At 55.7% G+C, this 20,601-nt stretch carries 17 protein-coding genes; 9 read left to right on the forward strand and 8 right to left on the reverse strand.

Going from position 1 to position 20,601, the window contains the following annotated elements; genetic code table 11:
• Positions 1-258, reverse strand: a 258-nt coding sequence (locus VKV29_RS03730; protein WP_324199958.1) for a glutamine synthetase, incomplete at its 3' end; no start/stop codon positions are given.
• 522 nt (positions 259-780) lie between these two features.
• Here VKV29_RS03730 and VKV29_RS03735 point away from each other — a divergent pair.
• The 4 genes from VKV29_RS03735 to VKV29_RS03750 all read left to right on the forward strand — a co-directional run bounded on the left by VKV29_RS03735 (position 781) and on the right by VKV29_RS03750 (position 5,113).
• On the forward strand, positions 781-2,175 hold the full coding sequence (locus VKV29_RS03735; protein ID WP_324199959.1) for a hypothetical protein: 1,395 nt from the start codon (positions 781-783) through the stop codon (positions 2,173-2,175).
• 245 nt (positions 2,176-2,420) lie between these two features.
• Positions 2,421-3,176, forward strand: a complete 756-nt coding sequence (gene ubiE / locus VKV29_RS03740; protein WP_324199960.1) for a bifunctional demethylmenaquinone methyltransferase/2-methoxy-6-polyprenyl-1,4-benzoquinol methylase UbiE — start codon at positions 2,421-2,423, stop codon at positions 3,174-3,176.
• Entirely contained in the window at positions 3,173-4,192 is a 1,020-nt protein-coding gene (locus VKV29_RS03745) for a polyprenyl synthetase family protein (RefSeq protein WP_324199961.1), read from the forward strand. Before ubiE ends, VKV29_RS03745 begins: the two co-directional genes overlap by 4 nt.
• A gap of 12 nt (positions 4,193-4,204) precedes the next feature.
• On the forward strand, positions 4,205-5,113 hold the full coding sequence (locus VKV29_RS03750) for a prenyltransferase (protein ID WP_324199962.1): 909 nt from the start codon (positions 4,205-4,207) through the stop codon (positions 5,111-5,113).
• A gap of 20 nt (positions 5,114-5,133) precedes the next feature.
• Here VKV29_RS03750 and VKV29_RS03755 read toward each other — a convergent pair whose 3' ends face one another.
• From VKV29_RS03755 to VKV29_RS03765, 3 genes are read right to left on the reverse strand one after another with little or no spacing between them, the layout of a single operon-like run.
• A complete protein-coding gene (locus tag VKV29_RS03755) occupies positions 5,134-6,399 on the reverse strand; it encodes an MFS transporter (protein ID WP_324199963.1) in 1,266 nt (421 codons plus the stop codon).
• Positions 6,386-7,495: an MBL fold metallo-hydrolase gene (locus VKV29_RS03760; RefSeq protein ID WP_324199964.1), complete on the reverse strand. Its 1,110-nt coding sequence runs from the start codon at positions 7,493-7,495 to the stop codon at positions 6,386-6,388. The genes VKV29_RS03755 and VKV29_RS03760 overlap by 14 nt, the downstream gene beginning before the upstream one ends.
• Complete coding sequence (locus VKV29_RS03765) at positions 7,492-8,175, reverse strand: metalloregulator ArsR/SmtB family transcription factor (protein ID WP_343217334.1); 684 nt, start codon at positions 8,173-8,175, stop codon at positions 7,492-7,494. The genes VKV29_RS03760 and VKV29_RS03765 overlap by 4 nt, the downstream gene beginning before the upstream one ends.
• A 142-nt stretch (positions 8,176-8,317) precedes the next feature.
• Here VKV29_RS03765 and hisF point away from each other — a divergent pair, with 142 nt between their 5' ends.
• The 3 genes from hisF to VKV29_RS03780 are packed head-to-tail and all read left to right on the forward strand — an operon-like array spanning position 8,318 to position 11,745.
• Positions 8,318-9,088 carry an imidazole glycerol phosphate synthase subunit HisF gene (hisF, locus tag VKV29_RS03770; protein WP_324199966.1) on the forward strand — a complete coding sequence of 257 codons (771 nt, stop codon included), beginning with the start codon at positions 8,318-8,320 and terminating at the stop codon, positions 9,086-9,088.
• Positions 9,089-9,144: 56 nt separating this feature from the next.
• Complete coding sequence (gene hisI / locus VKV29_RS03775) at positions 9,145-9,516, forward strand: phosphoribosyl-AMP cyclohydrolase (protein WP_324199967.1); 372 nt, start codon at positions 9,145-9,147, stop codon at positions 9,514-9,516.
• Between the two features lie 27 nt (positions 9,517-9,543).
• Entirely contained in the window at positions 9,544-11,745 is a 2,202-nt protein-coding gene (locus tag VKV29_RS03780) for a glutaminase family protein (RefSeq protein WP_324199968.1), read from the forward strand.
• Positions 11,746-12,023: 278 nt separating this feature from the next.
• Here VKV29_RS03780 and VKV29_RS03785 read toward each other — a convergent pair whose 3' ends face one another.
• A complete protein-coding gene (locus tag VKV29_RS03785; RefSeq protein ID WP_324199969.1) occupies positions 12,024-13,052 on the reverse strand; it encodes an alpha/beta hydrolase in 1,029 nt (342 codons plus the stop codon).
• 185 nt (positions 13,053-13,237) lie between these two features.
• On the opposite strand from VKV29_RS03785, the gene VKV29_RS03790 reads away from it, so the two are divergent.
• Together VKV29_RS03790 and VKV29_RS03795 are read left to right on the forward strand one after the other, a co-directional pair.
• On the forward strand, positions 13,238-14,026 hold the full coding sequence (locus tag VKV29_RS03790; RefSeq protein ID WP_324199970.1) for an SDR family oxidoreductase: 789 nt from the start codon (positions 13,238-13,240) through the stop codon (positions 14,024-14,026).
• Positions 14,023-15,240, forward strand: coding sequence for a cellulase family glycosylhydrolase (locus tag VKV29_RS03795; RefSeq protein ID WP_324199971.1), 1,218 nt, complete (start codon positions 14,023-14,025; stop codon positions 15,238-15,240). Before VKV29_RS03790 ends, VKV29_RS03795 begins: the two co-directional genes overlap by 4 nt.
• A 106-nt stretch (positions 15,241-15,346) precedes the next feature.
• Here VKV29_RS03795 and VKV29_RS03800 read toward each other — a convergent pair whose 3' ends face one another.
• From VKV29_RS03800 to VKV29_RS03810, 3 genes are all read right to left on the reverse strand, one after another.
• On the reverse strand, positions 15,347-16,303 hold the full coding sequence (locus tag VKV29_RS03800; RefSeq protein ID WP_343217335.1) for an aldo/keto reductase family protein: 957 nt from the start codon (positions 16,301-16,303) through the stop codon (positions 15,347-15,349).
• Positions 16,304-16,546: 243 nt separating this feature from the next.
• Positions 16,547-18,625, reverse strand: coding sequence for a squalene--hopene cyclase (shc, locus tag VKV29_RS03805; RefSeq protein ID WP_324199973.1), 2,079 nt, complete (start codon positions 18,623-18,625; stop codon positions 16,547-16,549).
• A 279-nt stretch (positions 18,626-18,904) separates the two neighbouring features.
• Positions 18,905-20,581, reverse strand: coding sequence for a serine/threonine-protein kinase (locus VKV29_RS03810; protein ID WP_324199974.1), 1,677 nt, complete (start codon positions 20,579-20,581; stop codon positions 18,905-18,907).
• Positions 20,582-20,601: the final 20 nt, after the last annotated feature.

Genomic DNA, 20,601 nt, shown 5'->3' on the forward strand with positions numbered 1-20,601 from the left:
GGTCACGACATCGAAGAAGGGGTCTATGAAAGCCGTATTGGGGTCGGGCAGAAGCAGCATGTCCGACTCGTCAATGGTTTTAAAGCCCCGAATGGAGGAGCCATCGAAAGCGAGGCCCTCTGAAAACACCTCCTCGGTGAAGGCCGTAGCAGGAATGGAGAAGTGCTGTTGCTGCCCGAACAGGTCGGTGAAACGGACATCCACAACGCGCACCTCACGCTCCCGCGCGAACTCGATTACCTCTTTGGGTGTTGTCATTTAGCGTTCTCCTTAAGGGTGGTAGATGGTTTTTATAGAACACAGAGCGATGCAGCAGAATGGTGATGGTTCATCAATAGCTTAGGCAGGGATTGGGAAAGACCGCACACGATGGTCGCAAGTTCTTTTAGGAGCGATCTCTTGCAAAAGGCACAGCAAGGCCGTTTGCAATGACATCGCTTAAGGAGGAGTGCCGTATGAGGGAAACAGCATCAACGGCCCGACCACATCAAAGGGGTCTTTCCAAAAAACAGTCGCACCGTTGCGCCTGCTCACGCCGAGGTAAAAACCACAAGCTACGCTGCTGTTCGCTTACCGATGAAAAGTATAGCATCTTTTTGAAGAAGTTGTCAACCACGCATTTCGTTGCGTGCCCCTCTCCGCCTGTGGGAACGGATATAATAGGGTAGACTATGCCGTAGAAGATGTTGTGCAAGCTCCGTTAGCACATCGAAATCGGTTTTCCTGAGACGTTTGAGGCCGGTGTTTGATGCCTACGCCGCACAAAGGAGGAGAGAGGGAATGGGCTTCCATCGCGTTTGTCGGACGCTGATCGCTTTTTTGCTTTGCTCTTCGCTCGCCTTTGCGCAAGCACCTAACTCCCAACAAACCCCTCCTCCGCCGCCCATGTTCACTCCGCAGGAGTGCGCCCAGATCGTTGCCTATTGGCAGGCGCCTGGACGGCTGGCCTACAGCTTACCCGCCGATTCGCTAAAACATGGGCCGTGGCAGGTGCGCCTTACCCCGGATGGGTCGAAGTGGCTTTGGAATTACCAGATCGCCATCGGTGCCGCCGCAGCCCCTCCCACTCAACAGCCCACCCAGGCGCAGTCGCCCTATGCAAGCTGGAAAGCGTGGGTGCAGGCCAAGATCGCCTGGGATCGTTACCAAGCTCAGAAAGCGGCCGATGCGGCCAACGCCGCCCTCGGCTACTCCGTTCCGAAGCGAGCCGCTCCGCCCCCCTTCCCGGGCCCTATCCCTCCTGATCTGCTCGCCGCATGCGGCGATCCTCCGCCCTTTGCTAACGCGGTAACACCGCTTCAAACTACCGTTACCTTCGACGACGGCGTCTCTTTTACCTATCAAGACAACATAGATATGCCTCCGGCCTATGCCTACTATCGCTTCCCGCAAGGCACCGATACGGCCGGCATCTCGCTGAAGGCCATGCCTCCGCAGGAGCTACAGGCGCTTTTCGACGCCGCCCATCTCACTCCGGAACAGGCTCATGTGTTGGCCGCCGTCTCTCCGTTAGAGGGTGGTTTCGATGCCATCAACACCTATGATACGGGTTATGTGTCCATCGGCTTTCTTCAGTTCATCACCGCAGCCAACGGAAAGGGCGACCTCATGCCGGTGCTCCTGCGGGAAAAGAGCGAAAACCCAAGCGCTTTTCAGAACGATTTTCATCGCTTTGGAGTAGATGTTACTCCGGATGGCACGCTCGATGTGGTTGACCCCGACACAGGGGCGGAGCTGGTTGGCGCCGATGCCGTGATGAAGGTGATCGCGGATAGGCGGCTCACCGCCGTGTTCCAGCGTGCTGGGCGCCTTAGCACCCCGTTTCGGGTAGCCCAAATCGAAACCGCCATCGCCAACTATTGGCCTGCCGATTTCCCCGTGACCGTGCAGGTGAACGGTCAGACCCTCACCGGCAAAGTCTCAGATGTTATCCACTCTGAGGCCGGCCTTGCCACCCTTTTCGATCGACAGGTGAATCGCGGAAACATCAATCCCTTCCCTACAGTGCTTGCTCGCGTGATGCAGGAACATAACCTAACCAGCATTGCCGATGCAGCCGCCTATGAACAGGAGATCGTGGCCAAGTGCCGCTATCGCTCGGATTTTCTCAAGAACCCTCATCTCTCCCAACCGCCTCCATTGCCAAGCTCAACAACCGACCCAATGGGGAAATAGGTCTCATCTCCCCTGCTGGAGCGAGCAGAGAGTGCTCTGCACCGGCTGGTGTGGATGTCGCAAAGGAACTAAATACGCAGGCGGAACGTTCTCTAGAGTAGAAATATCATTGATGAGCAATATATTGCGATTCGTTGACTCCTTCTCTCAAGAGAAGGTATACTCCGCCGAAGGTTTGTGAAAAAGCACACAAACTTAGGGGCGTAAAATGCGTTTCGGAAGAAGGGACGTCTGTTAAAATAGCTATGTCGAGCGTTGCCCGCAAAAAGCCGCTGGCTTCCGGCGAAAAATCCCGCTATGTGCGGGCGATGTTCGCCACAATCGCCCCACGCTACGACCAGCTTAACTCCATTCTCAGCTTCCACCGACACCATGCTTGGCGACAGCGGGCGGTGCGTTTGGCAAAAGTGAGGGCCGGCGAGCGCTGCCTCGATGTGTGTACGGGCACGGGGGACTTCGCATTGGCTTTGGCGCGCGCCGTGGGGGAGCAGGGAACGGTGCTGGGCGCCGATTTTTGTGTTCCGATGCTGCAGATCGGCCTTCAGAAGATACGTAACGGGGCCTATAAACAGGTTAAAATGGCCGTGGCCGATGCACAAAATCTGCCCTATTCCAGTGCCTCTTTCGACGTGGTGACGGTGGGCTTCGGGGTGCGAAACGTGGCCTGTTTGGAGAAAGCCCTTGCGGAGATGGTGCGCGTAACGCGCCCCGGCGGGAGGGTGGTGATTTTGGAGTTCACGCGGCCTCGTCCAAGTCTCCTACGCCCTCTGCTCGATCTCTATCTATTCAAAATTCTGCCCAGCATCGGTGGCTGGCTCAGCCGAAAAGAGGCCTATACCTACCTGCCAGAATCGATCGCACAGTTCGTTTCTCGCGAGGAGTTGGCGGAGGCCATGAAACGGGCAGGACTGACCCAAATTACCATCTATGACCTGAATTTTGGCACGGTTTGCATCCATATAGGGGTTCGACCGGCCTATAACGGGGAGGTTTTACAATGAACGTTGTCCCCATTGCAACAACATCGAGTGGCGTTGTTGCCGCTGCTGCCTTTCTTCAGCCTGTAAAAACCGACCTCCAAGCGGTGGAGGCACGAATGCAAGCGGAGCTTGGCTCCGACGTGCGCACCATCTCCGCGCTGTCACGCCACCTGCTGGAGGCGGGCGGCAAGCGGTTGCGACCCGCCATGGTCGCTTTGGCGGCGCGGGCGGTGAACCCCAATGCAGACCCCAATCGCGTAGCCACCGTTGGGGCGGCGATGGAGTTTGTGCACATGGCCACCCTGGTGCACGATGATGTTGTAGACAATACCGCCATACGTCGAGGGCGCCCTACTGCTAACGCCGTTTATGGAAACGGGGTTGCCGTGCTGAGTGGAGACTATATTCTCGCCCGTTCTATGCGCCTCTTAGCGCTCGATGGCGACCTGCGCATCATTCGCACCGTTTCAGAGGTAACGATAGATATGAGCGAGGGCGAGGTGATGGAGATCGTGGCCACAGGGCGTATAGACCTGCCGATCCCAGAGTATTTCGAGATTTTGCGTAAAAAGACCGCCGTCTTTGTGGAAGGATGTTGCCGTTGCGGAGCCATTTTAGGCGGGGCCGATGAAACGCTGGAGGAGGCCCTTGCCGAATACGGCTTCCGCATAGGAATGGCCTTTCAAATTGTGGACGATCTGCTGGACTATGTAGGCGACCCGGCCATCACCGGCAAGCCGCGCGGCAGCGATCTGCGCGATGGCCGCGCCACCCTGCCTCTTCTGCTCGCGCTTGAGGAGATTCCGGCTGAAAGAAAAACCACGCTTTTAGATGCATTCGGCAACCCCAACCTCGATGAGGAGGCCGTTGATGCCGTCTGCAGCGTTCTCGAAAGTGCGGGGGCTTTCGAAAAAACCCAAACGCTGGCACAGGCCCATGTGGAGTGCGCAAAACAGTCGCTGGCACTGCTCCCTGAAACCCCATCGCGTGCAAGTCTTGAGATGCTGGCTGCCTATATTGCCGAACGAAACTATTGAGAGGAGGGTGCAATGACAACAGACATAGTGCCTCAAAAACCTGCCCCGTTTCGCGTCTATTGGCAGGCGCTGCGAGCCTATTCCTTTCCTGCCAGCATTGTGCCTATTTTGCTGGGCACGGTGTTAGCCGTGCAACAGACCCACCGTTTTGATCTGCTCGCGTTTCTGCTCACCCTTTTGGGAGGTGTGCTCGCCCACTCCGCTGCCAACGTCTATAACGACTACTACGACTACAAGCACCATGTGGATGTGCGTCCCGAACATGGCAGTGGGGTACTTACACAGCATTTGCTAAGTGCAAAACAGATGTTTGAGTTCGGCACCTTGCTATCGGTGGCAGCGCTGGCCTGCGGCTTGCTGCTTCTGTTACGGCTCGGCTCCTCCCCCTCAATAGGGGGCATCGTGGGGCTTGTGGTCATCGGTGCCCTTGCCGCGCTGCTCTACTCTATGGCCTTAAAACGCTATGCCCTTGGCGATCTGCTGATTATGTTGACCTTCGGTTTCGGCTTCTCCTTAGGCGCCTATCTCGCCCAAATGGCTCCGCTAGAGCCGGCCTCGGTAGGGCGCGTGCTGGTGCTGAGCCTGCCGGTTGCCTCGCTGGTAGATGCCATTCTCCACGCCAACAATCTCCGAGATCGTTTGGACGATCGAAATGCCGGCGTGTACACTTTGGCGAACCTACTGCCTGTGGCATGGGGCAAGGCGCTTTTGCTGGGCCTTCTCTTTTTCCCGCTTCTCTTCGTTGTCGTTGGGGTGCTGTGGCACCTATTGCCACCATTCGCGTTGCTGACGCTGTTAGCCCTACCGGCCATCGTGAAGGCCTATCGCACCATCAGCGTCGTAGGAACCGCTCAGGCCCATCTGCTTTTTGGTCTGCTTTACAATCTGTCGTTGTTGCTACCGCTGCTCGTGGCGCGATAGCAAGGGGCAAAACGGTCGGTTCAAGGGGCGGTGGCTCGGTGCCGCATTCCAACAGAGACAACCACCCCCGATAGAAACGTGAGGGTTGCCACAACGCCGATAGCCCAAGTGTAGCCAAGTAGGTCTGCCAAGATGCCGGCCAGTAGGGCGCCGATGGAATATCCCATATCACGCCAGAAACGGTAGACGCTCAAAGCGCGCGCCCTCCATTGAGGGGCTGCATTATCGCTGACGGCAGCAATGAGGGTTGGATAGACCATCGCGGTTCCCAAACCAAGCAGCACACTGCCGAACAACCAACCGGTGAAACGGTGGGCCATCAGTATGAGGGCCAGGGCAAACGCTTGGAGCACAAGGCCTGACACGATGAGACCCTTGCGCCCGATCCGATCGGAGAGCGGGCCGGTCACTATCTGCGCAATCCCCCATATGGCAGGGTAGACGAACTTCAAGAGGCCAATCCGCTCTACCGATAACCCATAGGCAGCGAAAAAGAGAGGAAAAATTCCCCAAGACATGCCATCGTTAAGATTATTGACAAGGCCGGCCTGACAGACGGCGAACAGCGATCGATCTCTCCAGCTCGTTCGCGAAAACACCTCCCGAAAAGAGAGTTTCTCGCTCTGTTGGGCTGGAGAATGTTGTGTGGCCTCTACAGCGACATGCCGCTGAGTCTCTCGCACAAAAAACCAGGAGAGCAGCAGACCACACAGCACATAAACGATGCCCAAGTAGAACGGTTTGGGGCGAAGACCGTAGCGGCTTGCCAAATAGCCGGTTGCGAATGCGGTGAGGCCAACCATGAAGTAACCTGCAAACTCGTTCAACCCTATCGCAAGACCACGTCGGCGCGGGCCTACGAGGTCTATCTTCATATTGACGGTCATAGACCAAGCAAGCCCCTGATTTATCCCCAGCAACATATTGGCAACGTTGATCCCGTACCAGCTTTTAGACCACATGAGAAGAAAGGGAACGGGGAGGCCGAAGAGCCAACCGGATATCAGAATAGGCTTGCGCCCAAATCTGTCGGCGAGGGCACCGGAAAAGAGGTTAACAAAGGCCTTTACGACGCCAAAACTCACGATAAAGCTTACCGTGATGGTATCGGAGCGGAGATGAAACAGGGTGGTGCCAATCAGAGGCAACACGGTTCGCTCAAGCCCTACCATGCCTCCAACGAAGGCGTTGATGACGATCAGCAGGGCAAACTGGGCCAGGTTGGCTCGAATGCCAAGCCTGGGTTCCGCATTTTGGCGTTCACCAAAAACGTTAGTGAACGGCACAGCGATTTGCCCCTGCCTCTAATTCGGTAACGGGCTTTGCGAGTGTCTCTAGGCTACCGCTTTCGTTGATGTGAATGATTTCAAGGTAATTAGGGGGTGTGGGCGGAATGCGTGCGAGAATAGTTTGCACAAACACCTCCTTATCGCTCTCTTTTAGCAGCGGGGTTGTCCGGTATATCTCGCCCAAAGTTCTTACAAGAGGTTGACCATCAAAGGGAGTCGGAGAATCGGTATGCCCCGGAAGAATAAGGGTAGAAGGCGGGAGCGATTGCAATCGCAAAAGGCTATCGTAGAGCAGTTCGGCCCGTCTCCGTGCCGCTTCGGGATCGGTATGAAGGTCGGGCCTACCCACTGCGTCTAAGAAGAGCGTATCGCCGGTAAACAGGGCTTTGTCGTTGAGGAGATAGCAGGTGCTCTCCTCGGTATGGCCTGGTGTACGGTATGCGATGAGATGGGCGCGGCCGATGTCTATACTATCTCCATCCTCAAGAGGCGTAAAGGGGTAGTGAACTCGGTTCTGCGCCGGCAAATAGAGGGTTGCCCCCGTTTGGCGCGCCAAGGTCAAAGCACGTGAAATATGGTCGGCATGGACATGGGTATCTATTACCGCCCGGATCTCCCAACCACGTTGTTGTGCGAGGGATTGATAGACTTTCGCCTCGACAGAGGCATCTATTACTGCTGCTCCTTTGTCCGATCCTATCATGTAGGAGAGGCAGCCCTTGCCGGTTCGGCGCACCTGCAATATCTCCACGCCCTCTTCAAAAGGAACTTCTGCGACGTTGTAGGCTAAACTCCACGCCTGCATTCCCCCCTCAAGCACATAGGCCTCGATGCCATGCTGCCTTACAAGCTCCGCGGCGATGGCGGCGGTCACCCCCATATTACATACAAAGACCACCGGAGCATCCGACGGAAGATTCAGAGCGGCCAGGGCGGAGGGATCGCGGTTTGCTACCGCATCGTAGATGTCTACATGTAGACTGCCTGGAATATACCACTCCGTTCGGTCTTTCGTACGACGAATGTCTACCACGGTTACAGGTCGTCCCTCTTCTAACCATCTTCGCAGTGTCTCTACAGAAATCGTGCTCATCGCTTATCTCCTCCAACTTCTACCGGCAAGCCCTCGTCTTGCCAATCCGGCAATCCCTCTGACAGCCTTAAAGCCTTAAAACCGTGCTGTTGGAGCAGGGCGACCGCCTCATCGGCGAAGATACAGTAAGGCCCTCGACAATAAGCAACGATCTCCTGGTCGCGTGGCAGCTCCTGTAAACGCCTTTCCAACTCCTCCAAGGGGATGGCTTTCGCGGCGGGGATGTGCCCTTGAAGATACTCATCGTAGGGGCGCACATCAATCACGATGACACTGCCTTCGGCAAGTCGCTCCTTTAACTCCTTCAAAGTTATCGCCTGTAGGCTGTCCCGATTGTTAAAATAGCTTGCGACCACCTGCTGTATCTCCGCGAGGCGGGTTTCACCGAAGGTACGTAGAGAACGCCACAGCGAGAAAACACGGGAATCGGCGAGGCGATAGTAAGCATATAGGCCGGAACGACGCACCTCTACCAGACGCGCTCCGCGCAGGATTTGCAGATGCTGAGACACATTGGCAACCGATAGCTCCGTCTCGCGTGCCAAATCTTCCACCGTGCGCTCTCCCTGCGCAAGAAGATCAAGCAACTCAAGACGATGTGGGTTGGCTAGGGCGCGGCCAATGCGGGCGAACTGCTCGTAAAGGGCCTCTTTAAGACGGCGTTTGTCGCTTGTTGGCATGGACATTGGCATTCTCCAGAAGGACACAATATTCAAGTGCTTTCTATAATACTTGAATATTGGCTAGCTTGTCAAGATGTGCTTTGAGGAGACCGTTTTTGGAAGCAAAAGTGCTATAATCTGAAGGCGGAAAGGTCAAACCATGTTGGCGAAGCGCATTATTCCCTGCTTGGACGTTAAGGCAGGTCGGGTTGTCAAGGGGGTAAACTTTCTCAACTTGCGGGATGCAGGCGATCCGGTGGAGTTGGCGGCGAAGTACGATGCCGAAGGCGCCGATGAACTCGTTTTTCTCGACATCACTGCCAGCTATGAACAGCGCGACCTGATTGTAGAGATAGCCGAGCGTGTGGCCGAACAGGTCTTTATTCCGTTCACCGTTGGGGGCGGTATTCGCAGTGTGGACGATTTTCGGCGAATCCTCTGTGCCGGTGCCGATAAGGTGGCGGTAAATACGGCCGCCGTAAAGCGCCCGGAGATACTCAGCGAGGCCGCCGAGCGTTTTGGAAGGCAGTGTGTGGTCATCGCGATAGACCCACGTCGGGTGGGTACCTACCCGGATGGACGCCCTCGTTGGGAGGTCTATGTGAACGGAGGGCGTACGCCTACAGGGCTAGATGCCATCGAATGGGCACAGCAGGCGGAAGCGCTGGGTGCCGGCGAGATTCTGCTTACCAGCATGGACCGTGATGGCACACAGCTCGGCTATGATCTTGAACTGACTCGGGCGGTGGCCGAAAAGGTGGGAATACCGGTGATCGCTTCTGGCGGAGCCGGCACGCCCCACCACTGTCTGGAAGCCTTTACAGAAGGCAAAGCCGATGCAGCCCTCATCGCCTCGATGGTTCATGATGGGCACTACACCATCGCCCAGATCAAAGCCTATCTAGCCGAGCATGGTGTCTGTGTGCGCTAGTCGCCGTGTAATTTCCGCAAGAAGAACCAAACGTTTGAACCGCAGGAGCTTTCGCAATGCAAGTGCCTCAAAATCTCAAATTCGATGCCAATGGTCTGATACCCGTGGTCGTGCAGGATGCCCATAATGGAGAGGTTCTGATGGTGGCCTATATGAATCAGGAGGCCGTTGAACGCACCCTGCAGACCGGAAGAGCCACCTACTGGAGCCGCTCGCGTCAGCAGTTCTGGGTGAAGGGGGAAACCTCCGGCAATGTACAGCGGGTACGGGAGATGCGTGTGGACTGCGATAAAGACTGCCTTCTAATCAAGGTGGAGCAGACGGGAGCTGCCTGTCATGAGGGCTATCGCTCCTGCTTTTTCCGCAAGGTGAGCCAAGACGGCGAGCAACTTGAAGTTGTTGAGGAACGACTCACCGACCCTTACTAAACTTTTCGGAGGTTTTCACAACAAGAGATGGCTTTCTCTTTTACCCACTGGGCCCATTCGCTGTTACCTCTGCTTGTTCTACTGCCGGGCGTCGTTGCAGTGGCGCAGGCTGCAGAGACCGCACACTATCGCCCGCCCGCTGTCCCACTGGTGGTTCATGACCCCTATTTTAGTGTGTGGAGCATGAGCGACCATCTGACAGACGATTGGACTCGTCACTGGACGGGCGCCATAAACGCGATGTGCGGGCTTATACGCATTGACGGCAAGGTCTATCGTTGGGCCGGTCCTCAGCCGAATCTGCCTCAAACCCCACAGGATGTTGGGTTAGTGCTGCCGGACGGTGCGCATCTTCCCACCGAGATACCCCCTATGGAGCAGGAGGGCCTCACGATCACACCTACCCAAACCACCTATCGTTTCTTCGCCGATGGCGTTGTGCTGGATGTAGAGTTTTTAAACCCTCTTTTGCCGGACGACCCAGACGTTCTAGCGCGGCCGCTTACCTACCTAACCCTGCGCGTGCATTCGACAGATCATCGCTCGCATGAGGTGGGCCTTTACTACGATTGTTCGGCGGAATGGGCGGTCAACACGCCCGATCAGCTTGTGGTGGGTCAGGTGGAGAGTTTAAATGGCCTTTCTGTGGGGCGGTTCGGCACAGAAGCACAGCCCATTCTTGGCGCCGCCGGCGATAACCGTCGCATTGACTGGGGTTATTTTTACCTAGCTGCCGCTTCAAAGGGGCAGGTCCATCTGCTTAGCGATCAGGTAGCACGAGGCGCTTTTGCTGCCGGTGGCTCACTTTCCGATCAGCCCACCATCACCCAATGGCCACGGGCGGCTAACGACCACTGGCCGGTGCTGGCCGTTACGTTTCCCACCTTTCATGTTGCTGAGGCGCCGGTTACACACCAACTCCTTCTGGCCTACGACGAGCGCTATAGCATCGAATTGATGGGGCAGCGCCTCCGGCCCTATTGGCGTCGTAACGGAGCGACCATCGCCCAGCTGCTACAAGCCGCAACGGCGGATTTCGCCGATCTGCAAAGGCGATGCCATCGCTTCGATGAGCAGTTTATGCAGGACATGCGCCATGTTGGCGGAGAGCGCTATGAGCGCCTTATGACGTTAGCCTATCCGCAGTGCTTGGCGGCGCACGGCTACGCTGCCGACCCGCATGGCCAGCTCCTGCTCTTTCCGAAAGAGAACTTCAGCAACGGCTGTATTAGCACGGTAGATGTTATCTATCCTTCCGCGCCTCTGTTCCTTCTGCTCAACACCGACCTGCTGAAGGCCCTGTTAACCCCGGTGATGGACTATGCAGCCTCGCCACGTTGGAAGTTCCCCTTCGCTCCCCATGATCTCGGCACCTATCCGCTCGCCAACGGTCAGGTATACGGCGGAGGGGAGAAAAGCGAGGTAGACCAGATGCCGGTGGAGGAGAGCGGCAACCTGCTCATTCTTATGGCTGCCGAGGCCAGTATTGACGGCAACACCCATTTTGCCGAACGCTACTGGCCGGAGCTAGAGAAGTGGGCCAACTATCTAAAACAGAACGGGCTTGACCCGGCCAACCAGCTCTGCACCGACGACTTTGCCGGCCATCTCGCCCATAACTGCAACCTTTCGATTAAGGCCATTGTGGCCTTAGGCTGTTTCGCAAAGCTCTGCCAACTAACGGGGCGTATCGAACAAGCACAAGAGTATGCCCAACTGGCTCATTCCATGGCACACCAGTGGATGCAGATGAGCGACGATGGAGATCACTATCGGCTTGCTTTCGACAAGCCGGGCACTTGGAGCCAAAAGTACAACCTGGTCTGGGACAAAATTCTTCATCTAAACCTGTTCCCCGAAAGCGTCGCCCGTAAGGAAGTGGCCTTCTATCTCACCAAGATGAACCCCTACGGTTTGCCGCTTGACAACCGTGCTACCTACACCAAACTCGATTGGGAGGTTTGGACGGCGACCCTTGCGGAGCGCCGCTCCGATTTCGATGTTTTTATGCAGCACATCGAGGCGTTTATGAATGCCACCCCCAATCGGGTGCCGCTTACCGACTGGTACGACACGATTACGGCGAAGCAGGTGGGGTTTCAGGCACGCTCCGTGGTGGGCGGAATCGCCATCAAACTGTTAGGCGATCCCGCCATATGGCATAAGTGGGCCCAGCGTGCCCGTTCTGCTGCAGCAATGCAGAGCGCACCGCCTGCCGAAACAAAGTAGCAAGGCCGACTAACATCGCTCCAAAAGCAATCGGAGAGAGAAAGCCTTTCTCTCTCCGATTTGCCGTTCAACCTTTAGAAGAAGGTATCTGCCACCGTTGTTCAAACCATGCCCTAATAGGCCGGTTTTTACGTCCAGGGGGTAGGTACAAGGCCTACCCCTAGCTCGTCATTCTGTGGGTAAGCGTTACCCGCATTCCGGCATATGATTGAAATATTTGGCCATAGGGCAGCACATTAGCGCACCTATATTGGCATCCCCCAAGAGCACTTTGCCTCTCATCTAGCCGAATAGGTGCCGGAGCAGTAGGCACGAGCCTTGAAGGAAGCGTTCAGACTTGTGGTTTGAGGAAGCAGGTGTTTTTGAAACCAGTCGCGAATGGTGAAAATGATCTCCGGATTAAGAATGTGGCCGGAGTTTACCTCGATGACGCGCAGGTTTTTATCGTTACGCGCAGCGGCGATGAGCGCTTTTGAGGCGGCCGGAGGAATGATCTCGTCGTACTTGGCGGTGAAGATAAGCATGGGACGCGGAGCGATGCGGCCGATATAGTAGATGGGATCGGTGATCTGGGAAACGCTCTGAATAATTTTCATCACCTGAGGGTTAATGGTAATAGGCCAATGCGCCCGCAGAAGGGGGTAGGCGGCGATATGTTCGGCGATCTGCACGAACCCCCCGCCCGGAACAGCCAAACAGAGGGCTGCTACCCTTCTATCTACACCCCCCAACACGCTCCCTAACATGGCGCCCATGGAAAAGCCGAGATAGCCGATGCGGTTTTTGGCGATATCGGGGCGGCTCTGCAAATAGTCTATGGCGCGTCGTAGGTCTACCACGGTCTGTACCCAGGCATCGCGTGCAGTGTAGGAGTTTGGCAGAAAAATATCGCCGCTGCGTTCGGGGCGTTTTCGGTCGCCACAATACTGTGCATCTATAGAAAGGGCTGCGATGCCGATGCCGTTCAGCATTTCGGCGCCGGCCTTCACATAGGAGCTATCTTTATTCCCTCCCGAGCCATGCATAACGATGACGGCCGGGTAGGGCGCTTTGCCCTGTTTCGGGAGCGCTAAAATCGCCGTGACGCGCTGATCGTGAATGCTATCGTAGGTCAGTGTATAGCGGATACCGGTGGAAGTTGTGTCGAGGGGTTTTAGGATAGGGTGAAGGGGTAAGTTCGTATCGTATTGGTACCAGGCCAGGCGGCATGTCTCGGAGAAGGTAGGAGCCGATGAGGAAACGGCATAGGTATATGGGGTAATGGTCATTGCTAACAGCAAAAGCGCTCCCTGCAGAGCACGTAACATTCTCTTGAACTCTCCATTTAAACAGTGTACAAAGAGTCTACACTTTTCCCTCACTTCGCGTCTATAGGCGAGGGTTGCACGCAAGATATGTTTTCAGAAGCCGTATCTGTCGAGAACAACAGCGGGCAGGAAGAGAGAGGTAGGGGAACGAAATAAGGTTCAACACAGTGAACGGAGTAACGCGAGTGGAGTTTGGACTTAAAGATAGGGTATCCCTTGTGGCTGCTGCCAGTAAGGGGTTGGGGTTTGCATGTGCTTTGGGATTGGCGCGTGAGGGAGCCAAAGTCGCTCTCTTTGCGCGAACGGAGAAGGCGATTCAAGAGGCTGCCCATCGCATCCATGAGGAGACCGGCGCCGAGGTGTTGCCGCTTGTGGCCGATGTAACGAAGCCAGAGGATATCGCCTCCGCGGTGTCCCAAACGGTAGCCCGTTTTGGTGCACTTCATATTTTGGTGCCCAACAGCGGTGGGCCACCGCCGGGAACGTTCGCCTCTTTGGGAGAAGCCGAGTGGCGTGCGGCCATCGAGAGCACGCTGCTTTCTACGGTACGTCTCATTCGAGAAGCCCTTCCGCATATGCAACAGGCGGGCTGGGGGCGCATCGTGGTTATTACTTCCACCTCGGTACGCCAGCCCATTCCTGGGCTTTTGCTCTCTAACACCTTGCGCACCGGGGTGGTGGGGCTGTGTAAAACGCTTGCTCAGGAGCTAGCCCCTTACGGCATTACCGTAAACAACGTAGGGCCGGGCAGTTTCGACACCGATCGGATAAAACTCCTGTTGGAATGGCGCGCTCAAGAGCGTGGCATCTCGGTGGAAGAGGCGCGTAGACAGATGGAAGCTGCCATTCCGATAGGGCGACTTGGGCGACCGGAAGAGCTGGCCAACATGGTGGTCTTCCTCGCCTCCGAGTCGGCAGCTTATGTGACCGGACAGACTATCTTGGTAGATGGGGGACAGACGGTAGCCCTATGAGCTGTAATGAACTGAGCCGCCGCAGATTTGTACAAACCGTTGCAGGAGGGCTTCTAACCGGTTTGCAGGTGCCTCCATCCCAAGCCCTTGCTGCAATGCCAAAGGGACTGTACGTCGAGCACGGAACGCTTATGCGGGCACGACACCCCTATCGCGGCATTGGCGCCAACTATTTCGACCTGTTCTATCGGCTGTTGAGGAACCCAAACGATAGCTCTTCTCTCACAAATCTGCGTCGTTTGGCTCAACACGGCATTCCTTTTGTACGCTTTATGTGTGGCGGGTATTGGCCGTCTGAGCAGAGCCTCTATCTTAAGAAGCCGGCTGAATTCTTCGCAAGGCTCGATTGGGTGGTAGATGCAGCCGAACGTTGCGGGATGGGGCTTATCCCATCACTCTTTTGGAACGTTTCTACGGTGCCCGACCTTATGGGTGAGCCGATGCAGGCCTATGGCGACCCTAAAAGCCGAACGAACGCCTATATCCGCCGATTCACCCAACAGGTCGTAACACGATACCGCAGCTCGGAGGCCATTTGGGGCTGGGAGTTCGGCAACGAATATAATCTGGTTGCCGACCTTCCAAACGCCTCGGAGTACCGTCCGCCCGTCGCGCCCAATTTGGGCACACCCACAAGCCGCTCCGCACGCGATGAACTGCACTGGAACGATATTCAGGTAGCCTTACACACCTTCGCTACAACGGTGCGCCGGTACGATCCTCTGCGTATTCTCCTTACCGGCAACGCCATTCCACGCCCGTCCGCCTATCACAATCTACACGATCATACTTGGCAGCTCGATACGGTGAGTCAGTTTGAGACCATCCTTCAGCGCGATAACCCCAGCCCCATAGATACCCTTTGCGTTCATCTCTATCCTGATCCAAAAAACATCTATCCAGGTGGCGCAAAAAGCCTGCAAGAAGTTGTCGGCCTACTCAAAGAGGTCGCCAAAAAGACGGGCAAGCCCCTGGTTATTGAGGAGTTTGGAGTGAGTCGCCAGGAGGGAACATTGGCTCAACAGCGTGCCCAATTTCAAGTGTTTCTCGACGCCTTTTCGCGTTATAACGTCCCCTTAGCGGCATTTTGGGTTTTTGATTTTGCGGCTCAGGACGCCGATTGGAATGTGACCTTCGATAACGATCGCGCTTTTATGCTGCAGATGGTGTCAGAGCTGAATCGAACGTGGGCAACGAGCCTTCCTCCCTCGTAAACGACAGCGCATCTCACGAGAGTAGCGCGTTGTTTTTACAAGGGGCGCACGACCGTGCGCCCCCGCGATTTTTAGAGAAAAAGAGCCACTAAGAGGGCGACCCAGATTAGGCCAGCGCCTCGTCTATGGCTTTGAGGATGTCGGGGCTAAGCTTAACCCCGGCGGCACCGGCGTTCTCTTCCACCTGCTCTGGACGGGAGGCACCGATTATGACGCTGGCAACGTTTGAAAGCCGCAGACACCATGCTAAAGCCAGTTGCGCCATCGTAAGCCCCGCCTGCTTTGCGATGGGTTCTAGTCGCTGTACCTTTTCTAACACGTTGTCGTCAAGCCGACCCTGGTTCAGGAACATGTTTTGGCGCGGGTCGGCAGCGCGGCTTCCTTCCGGAGGAGGCTGCCCGGGCTTGTATTTGCCAGTTAATATGCCCTGCGCCAGCGGTGAGAAAACGATCTGACCGATGCCTTCTCGCTCGCACACAGGGATAACGTCTTTTTCAATGCCCCTTCCCAACATGTTGTAGTAGGGTTGGCTAGAGATAAACCGATCCATATTGTGAGCTTCCTGGAACTTCACGGCATCCGCTATTTGGTAGGCACTCCACTGGCTAAAGCCGATGTAGAGCACTTTCCCTTGGGTAATAAGGTCATCGAGGGCGCGCAACGTCTCTTCGAGGGGTGTGTTGGGGTCGTAGCGATGGCACTGGTAGAGGTCAATATAGTCCACGCCAAGCCGTTTGAGGCTAGCATGACACTGTTCCATAATATGCTTGCGGGAGAGACCGCTGTTGTTAGGCATGGGGCCATCGCTCATAGGGAAGAACACCTTGGTGGCGATGACATAGGTATCTCGTGGATATTTGCGCAGCGCCCGCCCAACAACCTCCTCGCTTCGACCGCGTGCGTAGACGTTGGCCGTGTCGAAAAAGTTGATGCCTAGCTCGTAGGCTCTATCTATGCACTGCTCCGCGCGTTCATCCTCTACGGCGTTGCCGTAGGTAAGCCAGCTGCCCAAGCAGATTTCAGAGACCATTAGCCCGCTGTTGCCGAGACGGCGATAGTGCATCTCTCGTTTTGTTTCTGAAGCCATACCGTAGAATCCCCCTGGTAGCAATGAAAATGTGGTCGGCACATTAGCATGTGTGCCGCAAAATAGAAGGCAAGAGAGTTACGCCTAAGAGAGGGCAGAAGTTTCCGCTAAGGCAGCCGGTCGCTCGGCGGCAAGTGTTATTGAGATGCAGCTCTTCGTCCGTTTTGTTGAAAGGGGTATGATTGGGGGGCAGGAAGTGGTGCACAGCCCCCTGAACGCTCACACTTCTAAGTTTGCGAAGCGGTCGGCTGAGGTTGGAGTCTCTTCTTGGGTATAGCCCGGCTCGCCGGCCACAAAGCGATGATACTGGGCGAGTGCCCACAGCGGGAAGTAATGCCGATAGAAGTGATAGCGCAGGTAGAAGACACGCGGAAAACCGGTTCCGGTGAACCACTCTTCTTGCCAGGTGCCATCGTCGGTTTGGTTTTTCAAGAGATACTCGATGCCGCGTTGGACGGCACAACTTGAAAGGTCGCCGGCGTTAAAAAGCCCCATAAGTGCCCAAGCGGTTTGGGAGGGCGTAGAGGGGCCGGTGGCTTTGGGGTGACCGGGTTCGTAGCTTTGGCAGCTCTCTCCCCAACCGCCGTCTTCGTTCTGCACGGAGTGCAGCCAGCGAACGGCACGTTGAATGCGCTCCGAGCGCATATCCTCTCCGATGCGGGCCAGTCCACGTAGCACCTGCCATGTACCGTAGAGGTAGTTCACGCCCCAGCGGCCAAACCACGAGCCATCCTCTTCTTGTTCTCGATAGAGATAGGCGATGGCGCGTTTCACGCGTGGGTCGGTTTTGCCGATGCCGTAGTAGGAGCACATCTCCAGAACGCGGGCCGTGATGTCCGCCGAAGAGGGGTCGAGCATCGCATTATGATCGGCATAGGGCACGTATTGGAAAAGCACACGATTGTTGTCTTTGTCAAAGCTAGCCCATCCGCCATCTCGATTCTGCATAGCGAACACCCAATTAAGGCCTTTGCGCATCGCCTCACGTACCGGAGGGGGCGCTTCTGTCCACGGGCGCCCATCATGGCAATAGGTTTTATAGAGGGCCATCAGCACCATGATGGTATCGTCTACATCAGGGTAGAACTCGTTTTCCTTTTCGAAATACCATCCACCCGGCTCTACATTGCGCACTTTGACAGCCCAGTCGCCCTTTTTGCGGGTCTGTTTACTGAGCAACCATTCGGCTGCTTTGCGAATCTCCTCGCTTTCAGGAGAGTAGCCGCTATCGAGCAGCGCGTTAAGGGAGATGGCCGTATCCCAAACAGGTGAGACACAGGGTTGAAGGCGAATGGTGTCGCCCTCTTCGATCTCGAAAGCCGCAAGCTCCTTTAGCTCTTTTTGGATAGCCGGGTGGTCGTCCGGTAACCCCATGCATTTGTAGGCCATAATGGCGTGGGTCATCGCCGGAAAGATGGCCCCTAGCCCCCCGCTATTCTCCTCCCGCTCCAAAAGCCACTGTAAGCAGCGTTGCAGCGCTAGCTTGCGAAACGGTTTGATGGGGCTAGCATGGTAGAGCTTCAAGATTTTATCCACAACCAAAAAGACGTTACGCCAGGTAATGGGGCGGCTATCCCACGGCAGTTGCATCCGTTTGCGGTTTTTCCCACCCACAAAAAGCTCATCAATGGTGGCGTGGGCAGGTATGGGGCGATAGGGCCGCAGTGCGTTGATAACAGAGAGCGGTACAAGAATGGCACGCGACCACGAAGACATCTCATAGATGTTGAAGTAGAACCATTTCGGCATGAGAATGAGTTCTGGAGGGATGACAGGAACACCGTACCAGTCGTACTGCCCGAAAATGGAGAGATAGAGCTTGGTGAAGGTGTTGCAGTGGGTCACTCCACCCAGCGACAAAATGGCACGGCGGGCGCGAATCATGAACGGCTCGCTTTCGCTGAAACCGGCCAATTTACAGGCGAAGTAGGCCTTTACCGATGCGCTGACCTCGGGTGGCCCCCCCGGATAGATAGCCCAATAACCTTCTGGATGTTGCTTGCTGCGAATGTAGTTGGCGAGTTTACGAAACTTCTCCGGGTCGTTCTTGCCCAGGAACTGTAGCAGGAGAATGTACTCGCTTTCCAAAATCGTGTCGCCTTCTAGTTCTGCCACCCAGTGGCCATCGGGCTGTTGGCGATCACGCAGGTAGTGAATGGCGCCGCGAAGAGCCTGACGGATCGCTTCTAAGGAGATAGTGGAGGTAAGATGGCCATTAAGAACGGAGTGTGTGTGTACAGCAGAAGGGACAATCGCCTCTACAGATTCGGTTTCCGCGTGATCCAGTCGTGTTTTCAAAGAGTCACCACCCCTAATTTAGCGTTAATATACTGTCTGTCTTGATTTTGCCCCGTCGCCATCTCTGCGAAAGACTCCATTCTTACTTTTCCTCGTGGACGGGGAGGGACTGCGAAAGTGACATTCGTGCGTTAGGTATGCCTTCGCAAATGAAACCAACCGATTGCAGCACATAGGCTGCGCCGCAAAACTATTGTATGCTTCATACGGTTCCTTTGTCAAGTTTTTGGGCTGATTTTGTGAGAATTCCTGCTCGATAGATATTGGGAGGCCGGCAAGTTAAGGCTGCCCCGCCGTGCCATAAAGAGGATTGGCGGTAGACATACCTCCCGAAGCGGTATTCGATGTGTTGCTGCCGTTGGCCGGAGTGGGCAGGGGCAAGTAGGGCATAAGGTCAACTATTGACGAGATGCAGATACGTTGTCCGTCAACCAGCACTTCTGCGCGCGCATAAACCTGCCCGGCAGAGACGGCATCTATTGGAATCTCTTTAAGGGGCACGGCGGTATTCCAGGTAAAGGGCTGTGGATCGGAGTTGACCGTTAACTGGGCCGCTATGCCAAGCTGCCCATTCGACGTAACGTAGGTGTAGTTGCTGGGGTCGGCGGCGAGGAGAGGCACAAGCGCTTTGTCGTCACGATAAAAATAGACGGCTATAGTAGCGATCGCGCCGAAATGTCCTACGATGCTTCCGCTAACGGTAAGCGGCAACACCGCGTTATTCGGTTTCTGAAGAGCCTGTTGGGGCGCTAGGGTTACCGTAGAGGTATCTATCAACGGTTGCGGTGGTGGGGTCGTTGGTTCAACGGGGACGGTTGTGAGGGGATTCATGGTGGAGTTACTCGGCGGGGACGTATCCGTTATAGGTGGGGCAGGGGTAGAGGGCACCTGAGTGGTGACGACGACGGCAGGTTTCGCCTCTTTATGGGGCTGGTGCGTTACGGCGATAACTACACCGACTAACCCGACGACGATGATCACACCCACGACGATACCCAACAGTGCCCATTTCTTGGTAGTGGATTCAAGACCACTTGATGCAAGAGGAGCAGAAGCCAAATGTCCCCCAATGCCGCTGCTTGGAGGGTAGGAACCCGATAAAGAGCCGGAGAGCGCGATCTCTTTTTGAATATTCTCCAGAGCCTCTTTCACTTCGCGCGCGGTTTGCGGCCGTGATTCCGGTTCTAGGGCAAGGCAAGCGGTGATGAGCCTATCAAGGCTTTCCGGCACACTGGGATTGAGGCTACGCACAGAGGGAAATTTGAAGGGTTGGGAAGCCGGATCGTGGCCTGTTAAAAGGTGATGAAGGGTTGCCCCAAGCGCATAGATATCGGAGCGCATGTCGGTTTGGCGCTTACCGAACTGTTCAGGTGGCGAGTAGCCCACACTCCCCAGCAAGGCGGTATCGCGAGAGGCGCCCGGCTGAAAACGGCGAGCAATGCCGAAGTCAATGAGGCAGATGCTACCGTCGGCCCGCAGCATGACGTTGGAAGGTTTGAGGTCGCGAAAGATGATAGGAGGGTCTTGACGGTGTAAGTAGTCAAGCACATCGGCTATCTGGATTCCCCAAGCCACTACCTTGGCCACATCGAGGTGGGTGCGTTCTTGATTGCGCAGAAACGCCTCCAAGGTAACGCCTTCGATGTACTCCATAACGAGGTAGAACTTATCGTTTTCGATGAAGGCATCGGTTACTTTGGGCAGGTTCGGATGATGGAGCTGCACGAGAACTTGTGCCTCATGCAGCACGGTCTCCTGCTCCTTAGGCTCTTGCTCCGAACTGCTGGCCTTAGGCAGGCGCACCTCTTTAATCGCCACAAGCGTATTGAGGTGAAGGTGCTCCGCCATATAAACGGTGCCCATGCCCCCTTTGCCCAATATGCGTAGGATGCGGTAGCGCTCGTTAAGAATATCGCCTGTTTTCAACCGCTCCCAAGCGACCTGTTCACCCGACATACGATATATAACTCCGAAGA

The organism is Chthonomonas sp. (genome assembly GCF_035294165.1).
In the GTDB taxonomy this organism is placed as follows: domain Bacteria; phylum Armatimonadota; class Chthonomonadetes; order Chthonomonadales; family Chthonomonadaceae; genus Chthonomonas.

Bases quoted from the DNA above. Each gene is read 5' to 3' on its own strand.
- VKV29_RS03745 (WP_324199961.1), top strand. From the start codon at position 3,173: ATGAACGTTGTCCCCATTGCAACAACATCGAGTGGCGTTGTTGCCGCT.
- VKV29_RS03800 (WP_343217335.1), bottom strand. From the start codon at position 16,303: ATGCACTATCGCCGTCTCGGCAACAGCGGGCTAATGGTCTCTGAAATC.
- VKV29_RS03735 (WP_324199959.1), top strand. From the start codon at position 781: ATGGGCTTCCATCGCGTTTGTCGGACGCTGATCGCTTTTTTGCTTTGC.
- ubiE (WP_324199960.1), top strand. From the start codon at position 2,421: ATGTCGAGCGTTGCCCGCAAAAAGCCGCTGGCTTCCGGCGAAAAATCC.
- VKV29_RS03760 (WP_324199964.1), bottom strand. From the start codon at position 7,495: ATGAGCACGATTTCTGTAGAGACACTGCGAAGATGGTTAGAAGAGGGA.
- VKV29_RS03810 (WP_324199974.1), bottom strand. From the start codon at position 20,581: ATGTCGGGTGAACAGGTCGCTTGGGAGCGGTTGAAAACAGGCGATATT.
- hisI (WP_324199967.1), top strand. From the start codon at position 9,145: ATGCAAGTGCCTCAAAATCTCAAATTCGATGCCAATGGTCTGATACCC.
- VKV29_RS03780 (WP_324199968.1), top strand. From the start codon at position 9,544: ATGGCTTTCTCTTTTACCCACTGGGCCCATTCGCTGTTACCTCTGCTT.
- VKV29_RS03750 (WP_324199962.1), top strand. From the start codon at position 4,205: ATGACAACAGACATAGTGCCTCAAAAACCTGCCCCGTTTCGCGTCTAT.
- VKV29_RS03795 (WP_324199971.1), top strand. From the start codon at position 14,023: ATGAGCTGTAATGAACTGAGCCGCCGCAGATTTGTACAAACCGTTGCA.
- VKV29_RS03765 (WP_343217334.1), bottom strand. From the start codon at position 8,175: ATGCCAACAAGCGACAAACGCCGTCTTAAAGAGGCCCTTTACGAGCAG.
- hisF (WP_324199966.1), top strand. From the start codon at position 8,318: ATGTTGGCGAAGCGCATTATTCCCTGCTTGGACGTTAAGGCAGGTCGG.
- VKV29_RS03785 (WP_324199969.1), bottom strand. From the start codon at position 13,052: ATGTTACGTGCTCTGCAGGGAGCGCTTTTGCTGTTAGCAATGACCATT.